At 44.3% G+C, this 21332-nt stretch carries 18 protein-coding genes; 11 read left to right on the top strand and 7 right to left on the bottom strand.

The features are described from left to right. Window positions 1-76: 76 nt before the first annotated feature. Window positions 77-475 carry a hypothetical protein gene (locus tag ACHUFQ_RS01105; protein WP_394172161.1) on the bottom strand — a complete coding sequence of 133 codons (399 nt, stop codon included), beginning with the start codon at window positions 473-475 and terminating at the stop codon, window positions 77-79. Between the two features lie 335 nt (window positions 476-810). Between ACHUFQ_RS01105 and ACHUFQ_RS01100 the strand changes: the two genes are divergently transcribed. Both ACHUFQ_RS01100 and ACHUFQ_RS01095 read left to right on the top strand, forming a co-directional pair. Further along, entirely contained in the window at window positions 811-2064 is a 1254-nt protein-coding gene (locus ACHUFQ_RS01100; RefSeq protein ID WP_394172159.1) for a S1C family serine protease, read from the top strand. Further along, complete coding sequence (locus ACHUFQ_RS01095) at window positions 2055-3032, top strand: FHA domain-containing protein (protein ID WP_394172157.1); 978 nt, start codon at window positions 2055-2057, stop codon at window positions 3030-3032. Before ACHUFQ_RS01100 ends, ACHUFQ_RS01095 begins: the two co-directional genes overlap by 10 nt. An 86-nt stretch (window positions 3033-3118) precedes the next feature. On the opposite strand, the gene trpS is transcribed toward ACHUFQ_RS01095, so the two are convergent. After that, window positions 3119-4123: a tryptophan--tRNA ligase gene (gene trpS / locus ACHUFQ_RS01090; protein ID WP_394172156.1), complete on the bottom strand. Its 1005-nt coding sequence runs from the start codon at window positions 4121-4123 to the stop codon at window positions 3119-3121. Between the two features lie 44 nt (window positions 4124-4167). After that, window positions 4168-4845, bottom strand: coding sequence for a ribulose-phosphate 3-epimerase (gene rpe, locus ACHUFQ_RS01085; RefSeq protein ID WP_394172154.1), 678 nt, complete (start codon window positions 4843-4845; stop codon window positions 4168-4170). A gap of 288 nt (window positions 4846-5133) precedes the next feature. Between rpe and ACHUFQ_RS01080 the strand changes: the two genes are divergently transcribed. The 5 genes from ACHUFQ_RS01080 (at window position 5134) to ACHUFQ_RS01060 (ending at window position 10983) form a co-directional block, all read left to right on the top strand. Continuing rightward, window positions 5134-5778, top strand: coding sequence for a TorF family putative porin (locus ACHUFQ_RS01080; RefSeq protein ID WP_394172152.1), 645 nt, complete (start codon window positions 5134-5136; stop codon window positions 5776-5778). A 320-nt stretch (window positions 5779-6098) separates the two neighbouring features. Further along, the gene (locus tag ACHUFQ_RS01075) at window positions 6099-6884 is read left to right on the top strand and encodes a gamma-glutamyl-gamma-aminobutyrate hydrolase family protein (RefSeq protein ID WP_394172150.1); all 786 of its coding nucleotides are present in this window, start codon (window positions 6099-6101) and stop codon (window positions 6882-6884) included. After that, on the top strand, window positions 6877-8220 hold the full coding sequence (locus ACHUFQ_RS01070) for a glutamine synthetase family protein (protein ID WP_394172148.1): 1344 nt from the start codon (window positions 6877-6879) through the stop codon (window positions 8218-8220). The genes ACHUFQ_RS01075 and ACHUFQ_RS01070 overlap by 8 nt, the downstream gene beginning before the upstream one ends. Before the next feature lie 13 nt (window positions 8221-8233). Continuing rightward, a complete protein-coding gene (locus tag ACHUFQ_RS01065) occupies window positions 8234-9607 on the top strand; it encodes an aspartate aminotransferase family protein (RefSeq protein WP_394172146.1) in 1374 nt (457 codons plus the stop codon). A 527-nt stretch (window positions 9608-10134) separates the two neighbouring features. Further along, a complete protein-coding gene (locus tag ACHUFQ_RS01060; RefSeq protein ID WP_138321718.1) occupies window positions 10135-10983 on the top strand; it encodes a hypothetical protein in 849 nt (282 codons plus the stop codon). Window positions 10984-11040: 57 nt separating this feature from the next. On the opposite strand, the gene ACHUFQ_RS01055 is transcribed toward ACHUFQ_RS01060, so the two are convergent. Both ACHUFQ_RS01055 and ACHUFQ_RS01050 read right to left on the bottom strand, forming a co-directional pair. Next, the gene (locus ACHUFQ_RS01055) at window positions 11041-12759 is read right to left on the bottom strand and encodes an amidohydrolase (RefSeq protein ID WP_394172144.1); all 1719 of its coding nucleotides are present in this window, start codon (window positions 12757-12759) and stop codon (window positions 11041-11043) included. Window positions 12760-12831: 72 nt separating this feature from the next. Continuing rightward, window positions 12832-14115, bottom strand: coding sequence for an NAD(P)/FAD-dependent oxidoreductase (locus ACHUFQ_RS01050; protein ID WP_394172142.1), 1284 nt, complete (start codon window positions 14113-14115; stop codon window positions 12832-12834). Window positions 14116-14354: 239 nt separating this feature from the next. On the opposite strand from ACHUFQ_RS01050, the gene ACHUFQ_RS01045 reads away from it, so the two are divergent. From ACHUFQ_RS01045 to ACHUFQ_RS01030, 4 genes are all read left to right on the top strand, one after another. Then, entirely contained in the window at window positions 14355-14903 is a 549-nt protein-coding gene (locus ACHUFQ_RS01045) for a cupin domain-containing protein (RefSeq protein WP_394172140.1), read from the top strand. A 313-nt stretch (window positions 14904-15216) separates the two neighbouring features. Further along, the gene (locus ACHUFQ_RS01040; RefSeq protein ID WP_394172138.1) at window positions 15217-16644 is read left to right on the top strand and encodes an amidohydrolase; all 1428 of its coding nucleotides are present in this window, start codon (window positions 15217-15219) and stop codon (window positions 16642-16644) included. Continuing rightward, the gene (locus ACHUFQ_RS01035; RefSeq protein ID WP_394172136.1) at window positions 16641-17912 is read left to right on the top strand and encodes an amidohydrolase family protein; all 1272 of its coding nucleotides are present in this window, start codon (window positions 16641-16643) and stop codon (window positions 17910-17912) included. The genes ACHUFQ_RS01040 and ACHUFQ_RS01035 overlap by 4 nt, the downstream gene beginning before the upstream one ends. Before the next feature lie 158 nt (window positions 17913-18070). Beyond that, window positions 18071-18505, top strand: a complete 435-nt coding sequence (locus ACHUFQ_RS01030; protein ID WP_394172134.1) for a hypothetical protein — start codon at window positions 18071-18073, stop codon at window positions 18503-18505. 64 nt (window positions 18506-18569) lie between these two features. Here the strand turns inward: ACHUFQ_RS01030 and ACHUFQ_RS01025 are convergent, their stop codons facing one another. Together ACHUFQ_RS01025 and ACHUFQ_RS01020 are read right to left on the bottom strand one after the other, a co-directional pair. Further along, complete coding sequence (locus ACHUFQ_RS01025) at window positions 18570-19868, bottom strand: MFS transporter (RefSeq protein ID WP_394172132.1); 1299 nt, start codon at window positions 19866-19868, stop codon at window positions 18570-18572. 30 nt (window positions 19869-19898) lie between these two features. Then, on the bottom strand, window positions 19899-21242 hold the full coding sequence (locus ACHUFQ_RS01020) for an MATE family efflux transporter (RefSeq protein WP_394172191.1): 1344 nt from the start codon (window positions 21240-21242) through the stop codon (window positions 19899-19901). Window positions 21243-21332: the final 90 nt, after the last annotated feature.

Genomic DNA, 21332 nt, shown 5'->3' with positions numbered 1-21332 from the left:
AACCATGTCGTTAAACGATGGCGCATAAAAAAAGCGCTGATATCAGCGCTTTTCTATTCCATACAATTCTGGAACATCAAATATCGGAATACACCGTTGACAGCTCTCGCTCAAGCCAGGCAATGGCTTTGCCCCGGCCTAAATCAAGCCCATGAAACTCGCGCAAATTTAGCTTGTCGACTTTTCGCAACTCAACCAATTTCACTACATCTTCAGAATCTTGCTTGGTGTAAGAAACCACACCGATTGCCACCAAATCTTCATGAGAAGCGATGTGCAAGCGCGTTTCATACGTCATAGTATAATTGTGGATACGATTCACTAGCACCGCAAAAGGACCATGAAAATGACTCAATAGAAACTCATCATATTCTTCACACATTTCTAAGGTCATTACGACGCCTTCGTCCACCAGAACTTCAGCAATATTGTCACTAATGATATTAATATAACCAAAACTCAGGGTATATTTCATGACTACTCCAACCACTATTGTTTTTATTCACGGGGGCGTTAAATCGCGCTTAATTTGTACAAAATTACAATATTGCGCGCAAAAAAGAAACAGAATATGACATCAAATTATTCATTTGTGAATAAATAATTTCTTTTTTATGTGAGTGACTTGCAACGATTAACCTAGTAATCGCGTTAGTTTATTGTCAACTTACCCTTCTAAGCGAGTAGACAAACAGAAAAGTAAAAAATTCAATTTGCTCAAAAAAAAACCGATTATTTTTCCTAAATTATCAACTTTGCAGGCCTGCTTATTAATGGCACAATAGCTGAAACAATTATGAAGGAAGAAGAATGCGAGTTGTCGTTCTGCTATTGCTGATATTAAGCAGTACGCTCAGCAGAGCCAATGAAAATGCTGAGCAAATTTTTGCCGATATGGCGCCAGCCCTCTATCAAATTCGAATTATCGACAAAGCTACTGGTGAAAAGTCAGGTATCGGGAGTGGTTTTCAAATAGGTGAAAACGGTTATATTGCAACTAATTACCATGTGATTTCCGGTTATGCCCAACATCCGGAAAAGTACATCATCGAGTATGAAGATCATCAAGGCAATACCGGTCAATTAAGCTTACAAACCGTCGACGTCATTAATGATTTGGCGATTGTGTTGCACGAAGACAATCCACAACCGCTGCACTTTATTGTATCCGAACGTACTCCACAAAAAGGTGAACAGCTTTATTCTCTCGGCAACCCCCATGATCTTGGCATGATCGTCGTTCCGGGTACCTATAATGGTCTGAAAAAAGAAGCGTTCAATGACCGTATTCATTTTACCGGTTCGGTAAACCCTGGGATGAGTGGTGGCCCCGTGGTCAACGCCGTTGGTGACGTAGTTGGCATTAACGTTGCGACATCTGGCAACCAAATAGGCTTTTTGATCCCCCATGAAAAGCTGGCACAATTGATCAATCAATTTGATGTTCAGGTTGAGAAAACGATTAACGAGCAAATCACCGAGCAACTCGAAGCCAACCAAAGCAAGCTAATAACCTCCATTCTGGCCACGCCATGGAAAAGCAAATCGTTTGCTAAAGCCAGCATACCGGAGACGGGTGTGGACTTTATTCGTTGTTGGGGTAATTCCAATGCAGATCGTCCTGATGATCTGTTATTTCAGGCAATAACTCAGTGTCAAATGGAAGAGAGCGTCTATATTTCCGATAGTTTCAATACCGGCAAAGTGTCCATGGAATTTCATTACTTTGAAGGCGATGACATCAGTAGCTGGCGTTTTTATCAAAACTATAAGTCGTCTATTACCCAGGCAGCAGCGGATAATCAAGCTGGCAAAGATGATGTGACGGAATTTGAATGTCAACATGACATTACCCACAACAGCAATAATACGTTGACCAATAAATCCATTATGTGTGTGCGCGCCTATAAGAAATATCAGGGCTTGTATGACATCATGTTTTTAGCTGCCTCTGTCGATAAAGCCAACCAGGCTCTGGTAAGCCACTTTACGCTTGCCGGTGTTAATCAACCATTAGCGCAATCCTTTACGAAACGTTTTATGGAGGCTAGCCAATGGAATTAATTATTGAACAGATCAGCCGTGGAAATAAGCTGATTGGTCGTCATAAATATCAGGGCGACAACCTGCAAATCGGTCGCGGTTATCAAAATGACCTGATACTTTCAGATCCTCACGTCTGTGCCGAGCACCTGCAACTGCGATTCGATAATGAAGAACAGCAATGGTATGTGCGGGATTTACAAACACTCAATGGCAGTGTGAATGGTTCTGGCAAGCCAATGGAGCAAGAACAAAAGCTCAATTCCGGAGACGTGATCCGTGTTGGTAAAAGTTTGTTAAAATTTTTATCGCCAAGTCACCCTGTCGCCGAGAGCGTGAAATTCTCCAGAATGGAGCATTTTGTTGAGTTTAGTGGTCAGTGGTGGGTGATTTTGGCTTTGATGCTCGCATATACCCTCATTAGTGCCTTTTTTAATTACATCAATATCGATGTCCGGGAAATATCCTATTCGAAATTATTTATGGACTCCCTGATCGAGAGTTTGCTGATCCCTATATGGGCATTAGTTTTTGCGTTTATCGCATTTATTAATAAGCATGAAGCACGCTTGCGAAGTCAAATCGGTGTGACATTTATCATTGTCAGTCTGTTTTGGGTTACGGACTTTTTCGAAGCGCTATTTGGATTTAATACCTCCGATGCGATATCCGTTGAATGGTTAATATTTGGCATGGCCGCGTTGCTGACGTTTGCCTTATTCTGGTTCAATTTCTATATTGCTCTGCATCAAAAACCGGCGCGACGATTCAAATTCGCTGGTGGATTAACCGCGTTAATCTATGGTGGTGTTCTGTTAGTTAATGCCGGGGATGAACCTGATTTCACTCCATATCCGGAATACAACGGACAAATTATGACACCGGGATTCTTGTTAACCTCTGGCGATACAACGCAAGCGTACGTGAACAGAAGTGACGACTTGTTTACAAATACCAAGCAAGCCGCTCAGGAAAAACAGCAAGACTGATATCAATTCGTCGACAAAAACAAAAAGCCACCTTCCAGGTGGCTTTTTATTGTGACACGATTTTCAATCGGCGTATGGGTCTGTAGTTAAGGGCGAGCGATAAATCCTACCGCATCATATACCTTAGCCAATACGGAAGATGCCTGGGCAGATGCTTTATCGGCACCTTTGCGCATCACCTCATCGAGAAAAGCCTGGTCTTGTCGATACTGATGGAACCTTTCCTGAATTGGCGCCAGCATGGCAACAACCGCTTCGGCAACATCACCTTTCAAATGGCCATACATTTTATCTTCATAATCAGGAACAAGCTGCTCAACCGTTTTTCCTGTTGCACAAGACAACAAAGATAACAGGTTAGACACCCCAGGCTTTTCCTGAACATCAAAATAGATACGGGCCTGTTCGTCAGAATCGGTCACCGCTCGTTTAATTTTCTTGGTGATTTTCTTCGGATCTTCTAATAGACCAATAAAGTTACCAGGATTGGTATCTGACTTAGACATTTTTTTAGTCGGCTCTTGCAAGCTCATCACCCGGGCACCAAATTCAGGGATATAGGGGTCCGGTACCGCAAAAGTGTCGCCATAAATATTATTAAAACGATTGGCAATATCGCGCGCTAATTCAAGATGCTGTTTCTGATCATCGCCAACCGGAACCCGGTTTGCCTGATAGAGTAAAATGTCGGCCGCCATAAGTACCGGATAAGTAAATAGGCCGGCGTTCATATTCGCTTCCGCCTTTTGTGACTTATCCTTGTACTGCGTCATACGGTTAAGCTCACCCATTTGCGTATAGCAATTTAATATCCAGGCCAATTGCGAATGCTCTGGAACGTGTGATTGCACGAAAATCGTGCTTTTTTCGTGATCAACACCACACGCCAGGTATAACGCCAGACCACCTAAACAGGCATTGCGCAATGCCTTTGGGTCCTGACGTACGGTGATTGCATGCAAATCTACCAACGAATAAAAACATTGATGATCGTCTTGCATCGCAACCCATTGACGTAACGCTCCAAGATAGTTACCTATGGTTAATTCACCTGATGGCTGACAGCCACTTAATACAACAGGTTTTGACATAATTTTCCTTCACATCAGCACTCGCTTGTGCCGTTCAATCAAATTTAAATAGTTTCAAGTTGCGCTAATTTCGAACGCATCTGTGTAATGGTTGCGTGATAATCCTTGCTGGCAAATATCGCCGAACCGGCGACAAACATATCAGCCCCGGCTGCTGCCACATCTGCAATATTATCCAGATTTATGCCACCATCGACTTCCAGTTTAATCGTTAAGCCGTGTTTATCGAACAAGGCTCTTGCCTGTCGAATTTTATCCAGTGTTTGTGGGATAAAAGACTGTCCACCAAAACCGGGATTAACCGACATCAATAACAATACATCAATATCCTGAATAAAAGGCATTGCAGCTTCTAGGGGCGTCAATGGGTTCAACACCAGACCCGCTTTACAACCATTTGCTTTGATAAGTGCTATCGTCGCACCAATATCATCACTCGCCTCTGGATGAAAGGTAATGATATCCGCGCCGGCTTTAGCAAAAGGAGGTATCAGAGCGTCAACAGGCTCGATCATCAAGTGCACATCGATTGGTGCACTAACGCCATAATCTCTTAGCGCTTTGCATACCATGGGACCGACGGTTAAATTGGGTACAAAATGATTATCCATTACATCGAAATGGATAACATCAGCGCCAGCATCAAGCACGGCTGACACGTCTTCGCCAAGTCGGGCAAAATCCGCTGACAAGATAGACGGAGCAATTAAATAATCTGGCATTTTTACCCCCTTTAAATTCATGCGCTACTTTAACCAAATACGAGGTTAATGAAAAGAAAAACGCTTTGCACCATCAGAGAAAAACACGCCCAACAATAGTGCAACATCCCTGAACCTCTTTTCGAAAATGGCTCATTAACCACGGCCTTACATTTTCATAACCTTATAGAAAACGCGGCATAAAGAACAAATGTAGAATAATTATTCGAATTGGCACAATAGTTGAAACATAAACGTCAATAACAATAAAAAACAACAATTTAGTCATAATAAATCTAAGGAATAAAAATGAAACTAATGAATAAAGCTGCGCTAGCTGTTTCAGCGGCATGTATGATGACCGTATCCACTTCTGCTTCAGCAGAATTTAGTGCAAATGCCGGTGTTGTATCACAATATTTCTTCCGTGGTATCGCACAGACTTATACGGCTTCGGCCAGTGCTGGTGTGGATTATGAAGCCGGTGGTTTCTATGTCGGTACCTGGGCGGCTGACGTTCAAGACGGTATTGAAATCGATTTTTACGGCGGATACGGTTTTGAATTCGACAATGGTTTAGGTTTAAGCGCAGGCGTAACTACGTATCAATATACTGGTGATTTTGATTCTGCATACAATGAAGTTAACTTAGGCTTTAGCTTCGGATTCTTCTCTGCATCATATAACTTCGGTACTCACGAAGACGATGCGGGTCTGGGCATCCCAGAGTCAGACTATGACTTTTTATCTGTAACCTTAGAGCATGAAGGTTTCTACGGTACTTACGGTACCTTCGGTAAAGATTTTGACGGCGACTACCTTGAAGTCGGTTACGGTACTGAAGTGGCTGGTTTTGATTTGGGCGTAGCACTTATCGTCAATTCAGAAGAACTAGACGTTGAAACTGGCGAAGGTGATGAAACCTTAGTATTCAGTATTGGTAAATCTTTCTAATCAAACCATTATCATTCTCCCAATGATAACAACCGGAGGCTATGCATAGTCTCCGGTTTTTTATTGCCACTTTTTGCTTTCGGTAATTAAGTATCGATTTACGATTACCAAGAGTGTTGGCCGCTAACGTAACCAAAACGATGCTTATAGATCCTAATTCCATGGATTTATCACCCAGACATAGAGGTCCAAATTGTTTTTTTATTGTCGCTAAAAAACCTCAATTTTGTTTAATTTTCTACACATAACATCTCGACTCGGGTAGAAATACTGTGCTAGTGTGTATTAAATTGAACACTTAGCGATTAAATCGATAATTTATGACAAAACAAGGTAAACCGTGTCCTGCCAAACCGCTTGTCGGTGTTGTCTGTGATATGGAAATTATCGGCCCGCACCCATTCCATGTCGCTGGCCATAAGTACGTAAATGCCATCGTCAATGGCAGTAACTGTACGCCCGTATTAATCCCAGCACTGGGAGATTTACAACAGCTAGAGCAGCTCATTCATACTCTGGACGGGATACTACTTACGGGGGGTTATTCCATGGTAAATCCAGAACACTACCAGGGTGAGACTCCAGATCCTGAGACTAAATTGGATAACGAACGTGACAATACCACGTTACCGTTAGTCACGATGGCCCTTGATGCCGGGGTCCCGATATTAGGGATTTGCCGCGGCTTTCAAGAAATGAATGTCGCTTTGGGTGGCACCTTAATCCAAAAAATTCACGAAAACGGACAATATATCGAACACCGGGAAGATAAAAACCAGTCTTTGCATGAGCAATACGATAGTGCTCACGCGATTGAGTTAAATCCCGATGGTCAGCTGCAGACGTTATTTAACAACACCAGCATTGACGTTAACTCCCTACACACTCAAGGCGTTAAAGAGTTAGCGCCAGGTCTTATTTCGGAAGCGGTCGCACCAGATGGCTTAATCGAGGCGTTCTCGGTGCAACAATCAAAGGCGTTTGCACTTGCCGTGCAATGGCACCCGGAATGGAAATTTCACAACAACGTATACAGTCGCAAGCTATTTTCTGCTTTCGGACAAGCTTGCCAACATCGACAACAGGTAAAAAATAACCATGGATAACATTAAACAATGGCTAATCGACCATAAGATTGAAGAAGTGCAATGTGTCACCAGCGATCAAACCGGTGTTGCTCGAGGAAAAACCCTGCCAGTATCCAGCTTTATTGATGGCGCTAAGGTGAAACTAGCAGAAGGTGCGATGTTGATGGCTGGTAGTGGCGATCTTATCGAAGACAATATCTTGTTTTCACTGATTGATGAGCGGGATATGGATATGATCCTTAAACCGGTTGAACATGGCTGTTACGTTTTGCCTTGGGCAAAGAAACCGACCGCCATGATAATCCACGACGGATATTCTCACCTTGGACATGAATTTGATCTGGTGCCACGAAACGTACTTAAAAGAGTTTTAAAGCTTTATCAGCAACAAAACTGGCAACCGATAATCGCTCCGGAAATGGAATTGTATCTGACCGCCAAATGCACCGACCCAAACCAACCTTTGCAACCACCACAAGGTCGTTCAGGTTATCAGGAAATTGGCCGACAATCGTTTGGCATCGAAGCCACGGATGAGTTCGCCCCATTCATTAATGACGTCTACCAATGGGCTGAGCAAATGCAGCTGCGTCTGGATGCGGTTGTACATGAAGAAGGCCGTGCTCAATTTGAATTTAATTTGGTTCACGGTGATCCGCTGATGATGGCCGATCAGGTCTTTGTGTTTAAGCGCATGGTCAAAGAAGCGGCCAAAAGACACGGTTTTACCGCTACCTTTATGGCTAAACCCATCAGTGGGCAACCGGGTAGCGCAATGCATATTCATCAAAGTGTGGTGGATGCCACGACCGGACAAAACATCTTTGCAACAGAAGAAGGTGATACCGAGCTATTTCATCATTTTATCGGCGGTTTACAAACCTACACACCTGACGTCATGGCTATCTATGCGCCGAATGTAAATTCCTACAAACGATTTGTTGCCGGCATCGCCGCTCCGGTAAATTTGCAATGGGGATTAGAGAACCGCACCGTTGGATTGCGGGTGCCTGAATCGCCAGTGCAAGCTCGTCGAATTGAAAACAGATTGCCTGGTGCCGACTCTAATCCATACCTGGCTATTGCTGCCAGCTTGTTGTGCGGTTATCTGGGAATGATTGAGAAACTTGAGCCGTCCGAACAGACATTAACTAAATGCAACAAAACCCGTTCAACAACCTTACCGTTAAATATCGATGCGGCATTATCCCAAATGATAAACAGTGCAAAAATTAATGAGTTTTTGGGTGAGCGTTTTGTCCAGGGGTTTACCGAAACCAGAAAAACCGATTACGAAAATTATAAAAATGTCATTTCCAGCTGGGAACGACAGTTCTTACTAAATACTGTGTAAGTTGAGACTCACTATGCAATCTAAATTACAACAACTAAACAACGCCCATCACCTTCAGCCTTTTAGTGACAACAAAGCGCTGGCAAAATCCGGACCGCGAATTATTGAACGCGCTCAGGGAGTTTACTTTTATGACAGTAATGGCAATAAATTTCTCGATGGTATGGCAGGTCTGTGGTGCGTTAATTTAGGCTATGGCCGCAAAGAGTTAGCGGACGTGGCGCATCAGCAAATGAATCAATTGCCCTACTACAATCTGTTCTTTCAAACTACAACCACCCCGACAACCAAGTTGGCCTCAAAAATTGCCGAATTGGCGCCGGCGCATATGAATCGGGTATTTTTTACCGGTTCGGGTTCTGAAGCCAATGATACCAATTTTCGCATGGTCAGACGCTACTGGGATTTAAAAGGCCAACCTAACAAAAAGACCTTCATTAGTCGCACGAACGCCTACCACGGTTCAACGGTAGCGGGAGCAAGCCTTGGTGGAATGGACTATATGCACAAGCAAGGGGATTTACCGATTCCCGGCATCGTCCATGTTGACCAACCATACTGGTTTGGCGAAGGTCAGGATATGTCTGAGGATGAGTTTGGTATCAAGGCCGCGCAATCATTAGAGCAGAAAATTCTCGAAGTTGGCGAAGAAAATATCGCGGCATTTATCGCAGAACCTTTCCAGGGTGCAGGTGGTGTTATCATTCCGCCTAAGACCTACTGGACTGAAATTAAACGCATTTTAGCTAAATATGAGATCTTATTTATTCTTGATGAAGTTATCGCAGGTTTTGGCCGCACGGGTGAATGGTTTGCCTGCCAGTACTTCGACCTGAAGCCTGATTTAATTACCATCGCCAAAGGCATGTCCTCAGGTTACCAGCCCATTGGCGGTGTGATTGTTTCCGACAAGGTTGCTGATGTATTAATTGAAGAAGGTGGCGATTTTAATCACGGTTTTACCTATTCCGGACACCCGGTAGCGGCGGCCGTAGCGCTTAAAAATATTGAGATCCTCGAGCAGGAAAACATTGTTGAACGTGTTAAAACCGAGATCTCGCCTTATTTACAAAAGCGCTGGCAAGAATTAGCGGACCACCCACTTGTTGGTGAAGCCAGAGGACTTGGCATGGTCGCTGCGATTGAGCTGGTAAAAGATAAGTCGACCAACGAGCGTCTCGAGGCCGATTGCAAAGCCGGTGGCATTTGTCGGGACTTTGCGATTGCTAATGGTCTGGTTATGCGTCCGTGTGGCGATACCATGATCATTTCTCCACCATTGGTGATTACTAAAGATGAGATCGATGAACTCATAAGTAAAGCGAAGAAAACACTGGATGACACTGCTAACTTTTATGGTATAAGTAAGATGGACTCTGATAAGTAAATTGTCATCCGACGACTTTAAACAAGGGCTAGAATTTAAACAGGGTAGCCAAGCACAGTAAATGTTGGTACTAAATCCGAATTCAGGAAGTTTTGCAACGTTTCCTGAGCGTTTTGACTAGCTCCTATATAAAAATAATTGGTATACATTATACCAATCGCATTAAATTATTGCTCACTCAGTGAGAATTTAAAGGCTTTTAGACAAGGCTTTGATCGCAGAGAATGGTTATTTCATTGTCAAAATCAGTGACGTAGGATAAACGCCTTTAAAACTCACCCGTAGGGAGTTTACCAGAGGCTCATTTACGACCCTATATTTCATTAATATAGAATTGCTATATCAATAAAATCTATGTTGTAACTGAACCTCTGCCCTAACTCTGAGTTGTGCACAAACTTAATGTGATTGGTATTACCTTTGGATATGATAATTGCCGCGTCCAACAGTCACTGTTGGACGTTTCCAAAAAGAAAATAAATAAAGGAAACGCAACCATGGCAGCGGAAAGTTCTTGGAACCAGAATATGACTAAAACCATTGTTAAACATTTTCATTCCTGGGGTTATCAGGCATTTAAATATTTAGTTTACGGCCTACTTGCCTACAACGTAGCGTTGTTTTTTCAAGAAGAGTCACTCGCCGCGCAAGTCACCTTTTCTTCTGGTTTTACGTTTAATTCAATCATTGAAGCATTCTCATCAACCATAGATACCGGTGCCTGGGTAGTATTATTGCTGCTGTTTGAACTGGAAACCTATGTTCTGGAAGACAATAAAATCCATGGTGCAACCAAGTGGTCTTTACATGGCGTGCGCATTTTCTGTTATCTATTTATCCTCTATGCCTTTTATGGCTATTGCACCAAGCTGGGTTTGCTAAATGGTTTTTCCGTAACCACAATTACCGACTTGTGTTCGTTAGGTGGCAACTGGCAATACATGACCACCTTGAATGAATATGTACCCTTGACTCAGGAAAATTGCCAAACGTTTAGCAACGCAGGAGGCTTGTTCAGTAATCCTGATATCCAGGTGATCACCAATAGCGATGATATGTTCTCGACACAAGGATTGGCCTGGGTAGATGTTATCAATGCCGGTGCCTGGTTGTTTGTGGTGTTTATGCTTGAGCTTGACGTGCGCATTCAACTTGGACGGGTAAATAGCGTCTTTTGGACAAACTATAGTCATCTAATTAAGGGGATCGTTTATTCCATCCTGTTGATTGCCGCCATCTTTTGGGGATTTGAAGGCGATTTCATTGACTTTTGGGATGCATTCTTATGGCTTGTAGCATTTTTCCTAATCGAAATGAATGTATTTGAGTGGCAAGCAGAAACCGCACAAGATACACCGGATGCCCCTAACGAATAATTGCTATCAAGACATTAAAAAACCCCGTATTATTCGGGGTTTTTTACTATGCGTACTTTATTTAGCTACAAAAACAGACTCGCCGGCCAAAATCGTTTCCAGCACTTTTACCTGATGAATTTTATCCGCTTGAACATCAAACAGATTGTTATCGACAATCACTAAATCTGCCATTTTGCCAACCTCTAATGAACCAATTTGGGTTTCCATATTTAACTGAAATGCGGAACCCAGGGTATAGCCTTTGATCAAACTGGCAATATCCAGGCTTTCATTTTTATTCGGTTGAATTTTGGCATCGGGCTCTCCCGGATTTTTGCGAGTGTGACCAATTTCCATATTAAAAATCGGTGACATACCAAGACTTCCCGCGCCACTGGCAGGAAAATCACTGCCAAACGATAATGTAACACCGGCTTTGCTCAAACTATTGTAACGAAAATAGCGATTAAACTGGTCGTTGCTGACAAATTCTTTACCATATTCATCATAGGAAGCCCACAAAGGCGTGCTTTGAGCGATAACCCCTAAACTTGCAAAACGTTCAACATCCGCATCGGTCATCACCTGAACATGGCAAATTGTAAAACGGTTACGGTGCCGAGGAAACGCGTGCTTTACGGTTTCAATCGCATTGAGAGCCTGAGTAATTGCCCGCTCCCCTAACGCATGAATATGCACATCCATTTCTGCCTCTGTTGCCTGAGACAGTAATTGCACCATTTGCGGTTCACTAAACACGGTTTCACCACGATTACCGGGTTCTCCCTGATAATCTTCATGCATGGCAGCGGTCTTTCCCTCGATAGTGCCATCATTCATAATTTTCAGCATGTTAATGTGATAACCATCACCTTGCGATTGCGAACGCTTTGCAATCGCTCTATCCACACCTGTGGCAAAATGTTCCTGCGAGTTAATCATATGAGAACCGATATAGCGCACTGTTAACTGCTGATTCTGGGCAAGGTTTTCCAGAACAGATAACTGCACATTATCGACATCCATGGCGCCAGCATCAAAAACGGAGGTGATGCCGTAACTGTTCATAATGTCAATCACATCGCCGGTTCCTAACGCGACGCTGTCGGCGGTAATAATGCCCAGTTTCGCGACCGCATCCATCGCCGTATCTTCGAGAAGATATCCTGTAGGCTGATTATTAACATCACGTTTGTAGTAGCTAAATCCCGGAACTGGATCCGGCGTATTAGCGTCGATACCTAAAACCTCCAACGCTTTTGAGTTGACCCATCCGCCATGAAATCCTTCATCCAAAATCAATATGGGTTTGTCGGCAACAATCTCATCAAGGCGGCGCTTTGATGGGCCATCAGAGCCAAACGCACTGGCAAGAAAACCATATCCAAATAAAATCTCATCATCCTTGTGCTGCTGCGAATATTCCTCAATTTGCTGATACCAACGTTCTGGGCCTGCAAAGGTATCCAAAGACAAACTGCGTATATACGCGCCCCCCATTACCGGATGCGCATGCGAGTCGATAAACCCGGGTAACAGCATATTGTCGCCAAGTTGTTGTACGGCGGTAGTTTCGCCAATGTAATTTTCGACGTTTTGCTTATCACCAACGAAAATTATCTTGCCATCTTTAACGGCAATGCTCTGCGCCCAGGCATTTTGTTCATCAACCGTATAGATATGCTCGCCAATAAAGACTCTATCGGCAATCATTGTTGACTGTGGCTCGCTATCCGATTGACTGCAACCGGCGAGTAGCGTCCATAAACCGGCTATAACTATGCTCGTTCTCATCCTTTGTTCCTTATTGTTATTGTTGTGCGTATTTTTGTACTTAAGCTTTTGTTGGTTATTGCTCAGAAAGCGTTAACCGAACATTTTGTGATACATCATTCCTAGCGCGAGTAATGGCGAACGTAAATACTTGCCCCCTAAAAATCGCATATGTTTTACCTGCTCGAATACCTGCATACGTTGCGATTCGCCATGAATGTGTTGTGCGATTAGTTTTGCTGCCATATGGGTGACGTTAATGCCATGGCCAGCATACCCCTGGGCATAATAAACATTGTGTTGCAGCCGCCCGATTTGCGGCAATCGATTTGCACCAATCCCTATCATGCCGCCCCACTGAAATTCAATTTTTGCTTGCGCCAATTGCGGGAAAACCTGAGTCATTTTCGGTCTGAGTACGGCTTCGATACTGTGTGGATCCCGCCCTGAATAATGACAAAGGCCGCCAAATAACATACGGTTATCGGCAGATAATCGGAAGTAGTCGAGATCGACACGTTGATCACAAATCGCATAATCACTGGGGAGTAACTGCTCAACAAGATCAGGCGCAAGCTGTTCCGTTGCAATAATATAGCTGCCGGCAGGTAGCACTTTGCCGGTAAGTTTCGGCTCGAGATCATGCAAATAGGCGTTGCACCCGTAAATCAGTGTCTTGGCATTGACGTGGCCCTGCGCGGTACGAATTTGATGGGTATCACCGAAGCGCACTGATTTAACCGGTGACTGTTCAAAAATCTGAGCGCCGTTTTGTTGTGCCGCGATCGCCTCGCCAAGACACAAGTTTAACGGATGTAAGTGGCCACTGCCCATATCGACCAGACCGGCAAGCGCCGTTTTCGACCCGATAACCTGCTGCTGTACCTGACGTTCATCGAGCAAACTCAGGGAATGGGGATAGCCACTTTGTTGTAATTGCTCGTAGCTTTGCTGCAGGTATTTAATGTGTTTGGGGTGATTGGCAATATCGCAGTAACCCAGCTTGAAGTCACAATCGATATTGTATTTATTAATGCGATCCTTCACCACCTGCAAGGATTCAACCCCCAACTGTTCGATCAACGCCACCCCCTGCTCGCCGATTTGCGAATGAAACTTAGATAGGTCATGACCAATACCACGGATCAGTTGCCCACCATTTCGTCCAGAGGCACCCCAACCAATAGTATGTGCTTCGAGCAATGCGACTGAATAGCCGCGTTCGCTGAGCTCGATAGCACTGGCAACGCCGGTAAATCCGCCGCCAATAATACAGACATCAACGTCCAGACTATGCTCTAATTTTGGAAAGTTTATGGCGAAATTCTTACTGTGTTGATAGTAAGAATTTGCATCACCATTGCTATATATCGCCATTGTTTGTCTCACCTTGTTGCTTTGCCAGATGTTCGTTTTAACAATCACTTACGTAAACTATATTCAACGATAGTACCTAAGTATGCGATGAACATCGACTAAAAGCATGGTGTTTTTCTCACCAATGATAGAACAACAACTCCTGAAATATTGAACACAATTGCTTTATTTTTTTTACACCGATATATTAGATGTAAGTTGACCGGTTAGTAGCCCTACGAGCAAAAAAAGGAAGTGAAATGGACGTTGGTGAAAGATTAAAAGCCGTGCGTGTGCAAAACAATCTGTCGCAACGGGAACTGGCCAAACGTGCGGGTGTCACAAACAGTACCATTTCCATGATTGAAAAAAATAGCGTCAGTCCATCCATCAGTTCATTAAAAAAAGTATTGAACGGGATCCCGATTTCTTTGGTGGATTTTTTCGCTGAAGATGTCAATGCCCAAAAAACGCAACAAGTTGTCTATAACAGTGATGAACTAATGGAAATAGGAACCGGTGATATCCTAATGAGCTTGGTGGGTAAAGCATTTCCAAGGCGGCAAATGACGTTTCTGATCGAAACCTACCCGCCAAATTCCGATACCGGCGAAGAAATGCTGCAAAATGACGCTGAAGAAGGCGGATACATTGTTGAAGGTAAAATTGAACTGACCATCGGCAATGACGTGTATATTCTTGGCAAGAACGACAGCTACTATTTTGATAATAACCAACCGCACCGTTTTCGTAACCCATACAAGAAAGTGTGTAAGATCGTCAGCGCGACGACACCGGGAAATTTCTAGCGGACATTACTGCAATCGCGGTGCGACAATTTCAGCTGGCAGGTGACCGTTTTAGCGTTCAAGGCACAGAAAAAGCCCACGTATCTTGTGTCATTAGAACCGGTTAATTGCTGACTTCTGCCATAGCCTTTACCTTCGTATAACGCGACGTAATGCGCCGAGCCAATTTGGCATCAACTCCATTTATTGAATGTAATCAGGCTATAAAGTCCAACCGCCTGATTTTCCCGACTAACAACCATGACAATTTACAGTCGCACTGATAGCATGGTTCGGCTAATCTTAAAAATATTTTAATAACGTAAGAGAAACTATGATTAATAAAACGCTCAACAAGGCGTTGTTCACTGGAGTCTCATTGCTGGCACTAGCTACCCTTGCGGGATGTGGCGAAGCAGAGAAAAAAGACTCGAAAGAACAGGACGCCCTGGTCGAAATCAACAAAGACCCTTTTCCAAGTACTTATAAGCCCTTACCTGCACAAACCACATTGATCACAAATGTGACTTTGCTTGATGGTCTGGGAGGTCAACTTGAGAACGCTTCGATATTACTGGAAGATGGCAAAATCAAAGCTGTGGGTAATGACATCAGTGCGCCAGAAAACACTAAGGTTGTTGACGGTAAAGGCAAGTGGGTTACACCAGGTATTGTTGATGCGCATTCTCATCTTGGCGTTTATGCCACACCCGACGCGCACGCACATTCTGACGGTAATGAAATGACCAAGCCAGTGACTGCCGCCGTTTGGGCAGAGCATTCTATCTGGCCACAGGATCCAGGCTTTCGCCGCGCACTAGCCGGTGGCGTTACGTCTATGCAAATTTTACCAGGCAGCGCTAACCTGGTTGGTGGTCGCAGTGTTACGGTAAAAAACTTACCGAATCGTACGATCCAAGACATGAAATTTCCAGAAGCGCCCTATGGCTTAAAAATGGCCTGTGGTGAAAATCCAAAACGAGTTTACGGTAAAAAAGGTGGACCCATGACCCGTATGGGTAATGTTGCCGGTTATCGCCAGGCCTGGATTGATGCCAAGGCTTACAAAGAGCAATGGGAAAAGTACTACGACGATTACGAAGCTGGAAAAGATCCTAAAGCACCAAAACGTGATCTGGCGAAAGATACGTTAGCCGGTGTGCTCGATGGCGATATCCTGGTGCACATGCATTGCTATCGTGCCGATGAAATGGTGGTAATGATCGATGTAATGAAAGAATTCGATTACCAAATTACCAGTTTTCAACACGGTGTTGAAGCTTACAAGATTGCCGATAAATTAGCGGAAAATAACATTTGTTCAGCGATGTGGGCTGACTGGTGGGGCTTTAAAATGGAAGCCTATGACGGTATTCGTGAGAATATTCCTATGGTTGAACAAGCTAATGCCTGCGCCATCGTTCACTCAGATTCTGATCAGGGCATCCAGCGTTTGAATCAGGAAGCGGCTAAAGCGTTATCTGATGGTCAACGTGCTGGTATCGATATTTCGAAAGCCAAGGCCTGGACCTGGTTATCGGCAAACCCTGCAAAATCGTTAGGTATTTTCGATAAAACCGGTTCTTTAGAAGTGGGTAAAAATGCCGATGTGGTTTTATGGTCCGCGGATCCTTTCTCAACCTATGCGCAAGCTGAATTAGTTTACATCGATGGTGGCTTGGCGTTTGATCGCAACAATCCACAAAGCTGGGCGATCAGTGACTTTGAATTAGGACAGGCAGGCGAAGGAGATCACAAATGAACAAGTCATTAATTGCATCAATCATCGCCGCAGGCCTGTGTGTCAGCACAGGTGTCGCGGCTGAAAATATCGCTATCGTCAATGGTAAAGTACATACCATGACCTCAACCGGTACGTTGGAAAAAGCCACGATCCTTATCGAAAACGACAAAATTGTTAAAGTTGGCAAAGACGTAACGGTTTCGGGTGACTATCGGGTAATCGATGCGAAAGGGAAAGTGGTAACTCCAGGATTTATCGGTGCGTTTACCTCACTTGGTTTAATGGAAGTACCGTCTTATGGCTCAGGTGTTGATGCCAATGCGGGTAAAGCAAACATCAGTGCGGCGTTAGATGCCTCTTATGCCATCACTCCTGATACCAGCTTACGTGACATTACGCGTATCGAAGGTTTTACCAGCGTTGCCAGTGCCGTTTCACAAACCGCGACGATTTTCAAAGGTCAGGGTGCGATTGTTACTTTGGGTAATGATCAAACGCCAGTAACCAAAGCCCGTGCGTTTATGGTAGTGGACGTAAGTGAAAGTGGTGCCAGCAAAGCCGGTGGTAGTCGCGCCGCTTTATGGGTTGAACTTCGCGATGCGTTGAAGCAGGCGCAATACGCACAGAACATCCGCTTTACTCCACAAACTGAATGGCATGGATTACCCGTGGCTGATGTGCAGGCGTTAGTGCCGGTGGTAAAAGGTGATATGCCACTATTGGTTATCGCGCATCGCGCCACCGATATTCGCCAGGTTATTGCTTTGCAAGAAGAATTTTCTGCTTTGAATATCACCTTAGTAGGTGCTGCTGAAGGTTGGCGCGTAGCTGATGAAATTGGCAAAGCCGGTTTTTCGGTCATATTGAATCCAGAATCAAATCTGCCCTACAGCTTTGAGCAGAATGCTTCTACGCTAGCAAACGCGGGTCGCTTAAATGAGGCAGGTGTCAATGTTGCGATTGGTATCAATACTCACAATATCCGCCTTGCAGCGCAAAATGCGGGGAATGCTGTTGCCAATGGTATGCCTTATCAGGCTGGTCTGGCGTCACTAACCTCTTCCGTTGCTAAAATCTATGGCCTTGAAGAGAGTCATGGCAGCCTAAAAGCCGGAATGACCGCCGATGTGGTTGTTTGGTCAGGTGATCCGCTAGAGGTGATGCATGCGCCAACAAACGTGATTATCAATGGTGAAGAAGTGAAACTTGAATCCCGTCAGACAAAACTGCGTGATCGTTATTTGAGTTTAACATCTGACAAACCCGTGCAATACACGCGCCCTTAAGCACATAATGCTTAAATCCTTTAAGAAACCGGCCCAGGCCGGTTTTTTTTTCCCCAGGGTTTGTGATTGGTATGATTATTCTTTACGCTTCATTGACAGACCTGACCGATCGCATCCTGTATGCTGAGCCTCTAACCAACACTTTCACGTAACACGCAATGAAACCAAACAATCTCCGCACCGTTTCCATGGTCACCATACTTACCCTGATCGCATGTACCAGCAAACCTCAGGCCATCAATCATAACTTTATCACCAATATCAGCGATGATGGTTCCAAGCGTTTTGAGTTATCGATTGAACTGTATCATACACCTGCTGAAAAACATGCAGGGCAACAAACGCAACAGCGTACTGGCGATACAACAAAAACCACAAGGCCTGAAGGTCGAAAAGGTAAAGGTAGTCGCAAAGGTGGTGGTGGAATGGCAAGCGCTGGCGAGACGGAAAACATGCAAAAATTACTCAATACCCAGCTAGCGCAGGTGATGCTAGATACAGGGTATTGTCAGCAAGGATATATGATCTTTGAACAAAATCTTAGCCGTGAATTTTTAAGTATTCGCGGCGAATGCAATGAAGGCGCCCAATAATGATGACAGCCGTAACGCCCATCTGAAACCGTCAGGGCGTGTTTAACGTTCCGCTTGCGGTTGGTTAATGTATCCCTGACTCAGGCGCTGTCACCGCAACTTTGGCGTTATCGATGCGGTACTGAATGATGCTGATTATAAACATTATCGCAACAAACGGTGAGGCAATGATTATCAATGTTGTCCAGCTACTGGAAAAGAGCAGATAACCTGCGAGCAGGGAACCCATTGCCTGTACGGTAAAAACACCAAAATCGTTGACAGCCTGCACCTTGAAGCGCTCATTGTGCTGGTAGCTTTGTGGCAAAATAACGGTGCCGGTGATAAACAAAAAGTTCCAGCCAATACCGAGCAGGACTAAGGCCCACCAATAATGAATCACCTGTTGTCCCTGCAATGCAATAATCAATACCAGCGCCATGACGATAGACCCGGCAATCAAAATATTTCCAGCACCAAACCGTTTGATCAGACTGCCGGTAAATAATGATGGCAAGAACATAGCGGCAATATGGCTTTGAATAACCCATTTGGTATCACCAAGGCTATGACCATGAACATCATGCATACTCAATGGTGTCGCAGTCATCAACAAGCTCATTACGCCATAGCCAATGGCTGCAGAACATACTGCGATAAGAAATACTGGCTGAGCCATTATGGCTGTTAATCGCCGACCACTTTTTTCAACACTTTTAACTGGTGCAACGTCAGGGTTAGTAAACCCTTGGAAGATTGCCATACTCACCATAATTAATCCTGCTAAAGCGACGAACGACCCCACATAGGTGCCCTGAGAAGGCAACCAGTCTTTACTCATCAAGGCAACTTCAGGCCCGATCATCGCCGCCGCGATCCCCGATAGCATCAGGGCCGATATTACCCGTGGGCCGTCATTTTCGGATACGCTTTCCAGCGCCGCAAACCTGAGCTGTTGAGAAAATGCCAGGCTAGAGCCAAAACATAAGCTCGCGGAAATTAATACGTTGAAATTTTCATATTTAGCAGCGTACATCGCTAAAAACGCACCAAACAGTGCAATTAAATAACCGATGTTGGTGGCCTTTTTGCGGCCAAATTTAGCACTCAGGCGCGCAGCTAATAACGTAGAAAGCGCCAATCCGACAATCATCATGGTTAACGGCAAGGTGGCCAGCGTCGGCTGCGGTGCAATTCTTGTTGCCAACAGGCCGGAGATAAACGTCATGGTAGGTGAAATACACAAAAGCAAAGGTTGGGAAACCACAAGTACCCAGATGTTTCTGGGATATTTAAACACATGGTTTAACACAAAAACGCCAACCAACATTACGGCGGCAACGATGAATAATGTAGGGTTAAGCCATGTGGTGATATTTGCCATTAACTAACTTCTCTTAGGCGCTGCGCCCGGTTAAATAAATTTGTGATAATTACGATGATAATGTAATCCCAAAGTCACACCGCGACTGATCATAAAAATACAGAATGCGGCCCACAAGCCATGATTGCCATAATCTTGTAATAACCACCATGCTGGGAAAAAACAGCCAAAGGTTGCGATTATCATTGAGTTTCGCATGGCTTTGGCCTGAGTTAAGCCAATATAAATTCCATCATATAGATAACACCAGCAACTTAACATCGGTAAGGCAATCATCCAGGGGAGGAATCTATCGGCATATTCGATAACCGCTTCGATATTGGTTAATAAAGTGATAAACCAATGGCCGAGAAATAAAAATAGTAAGCTATAACACAGTGCAAATAAGGCATTAAACACCAGTGCTGTATTGACCGAAAGCGCCAACGCCTTGTTATCCCTGGCTCCCTTGGCTCTGCCAACGCGAGCCTCAGCGCCATAGGCGATACCATCAAGACCAAAGGAGATCAGCAATAAAAAGTTTAATAAAATGGCATTGGCGGCGACCACAGTATCACCTAAGCGCGCGCCCTGAAAGGTGATAAAAACAAAGCAGATTTCCAGACACAGGGTGCGAATGACAATATCCCGGTTCAATTTTACAAAGGGGATTAATTGCGCCTTATCTAATAGGTGTTGCTTTAAACCGTGCCAAATTTCTTCGCGTTGTTGTCGTTTTAACCCTATGGTGCGGTGCACAAAATACAACCCTAACGCGAAGCTGGAATATTCGGCAATCAGCGTCGCCCAGGCAATGCCCAATATCTGCCATTCAAAGCCCAGCACAAACAGCAGATCCAGACACAGGTTCACCAGGTTGGTAATAATGATTAACCACATGGCATATCTGGCTTTATGCATACCGAGTAACCAACCCAGGATAACTAAATTGCACAAAGATGCTGGAAATCCCCAGATCCGAACGCTGGCATATTGCTCAGCATAAAACTGGATTTGCTCACTACCACCAGCTAAGGCTAAAGAAAATTTGATGTAAGGGACCTGAAAAATGACTAACGCCAGGCCAATAACGAGTGCGACTAATAATCCCCGGCTAAATACCAGAAACATCTGGGTCTTATCTTCACTACCGTAGGCCTGGGCGACCAGGCCAGTTGTCGACATCCGTAAAAAACCACAAAACCAAGTGATGAAGGTGATGATCATAGCACCAACGGCGGTCGCACCGAGAAAGTAAGGCTCAGGTAAGTGACCAATTACTCCGGTGTCAACCAAACCCAATAAGGGCACGGTAATATTAGAAAGGATCATTGGGATGGCCAAAGCAAATAATGCCTTACGCTCAGTCTGTCGCCGTTCCTGAACTGAAGTCACAGTCAATTAGGTGCCTTACTTTATAAATTAACTCCTTGAATAATAACACGACTTGGTTGATCATCGGGATTAAATTAGCCACCCCAAAAG

The organism is Thalassotalea litorea, assembly GCF_043642205.1.
Taxonomy (GTDB): domain Bacteria; phylum Pseudomonadota; class Gammaproteobacteria; order Enterobacterales; family Alteromonadaceae; genus Thalassotalea_A; species Thalassotalea_A litorea.
Note: the sequence above shows the minus strand (reverse complement) of the source record. Positions and strands in the feature narration are given on the sequence as shown.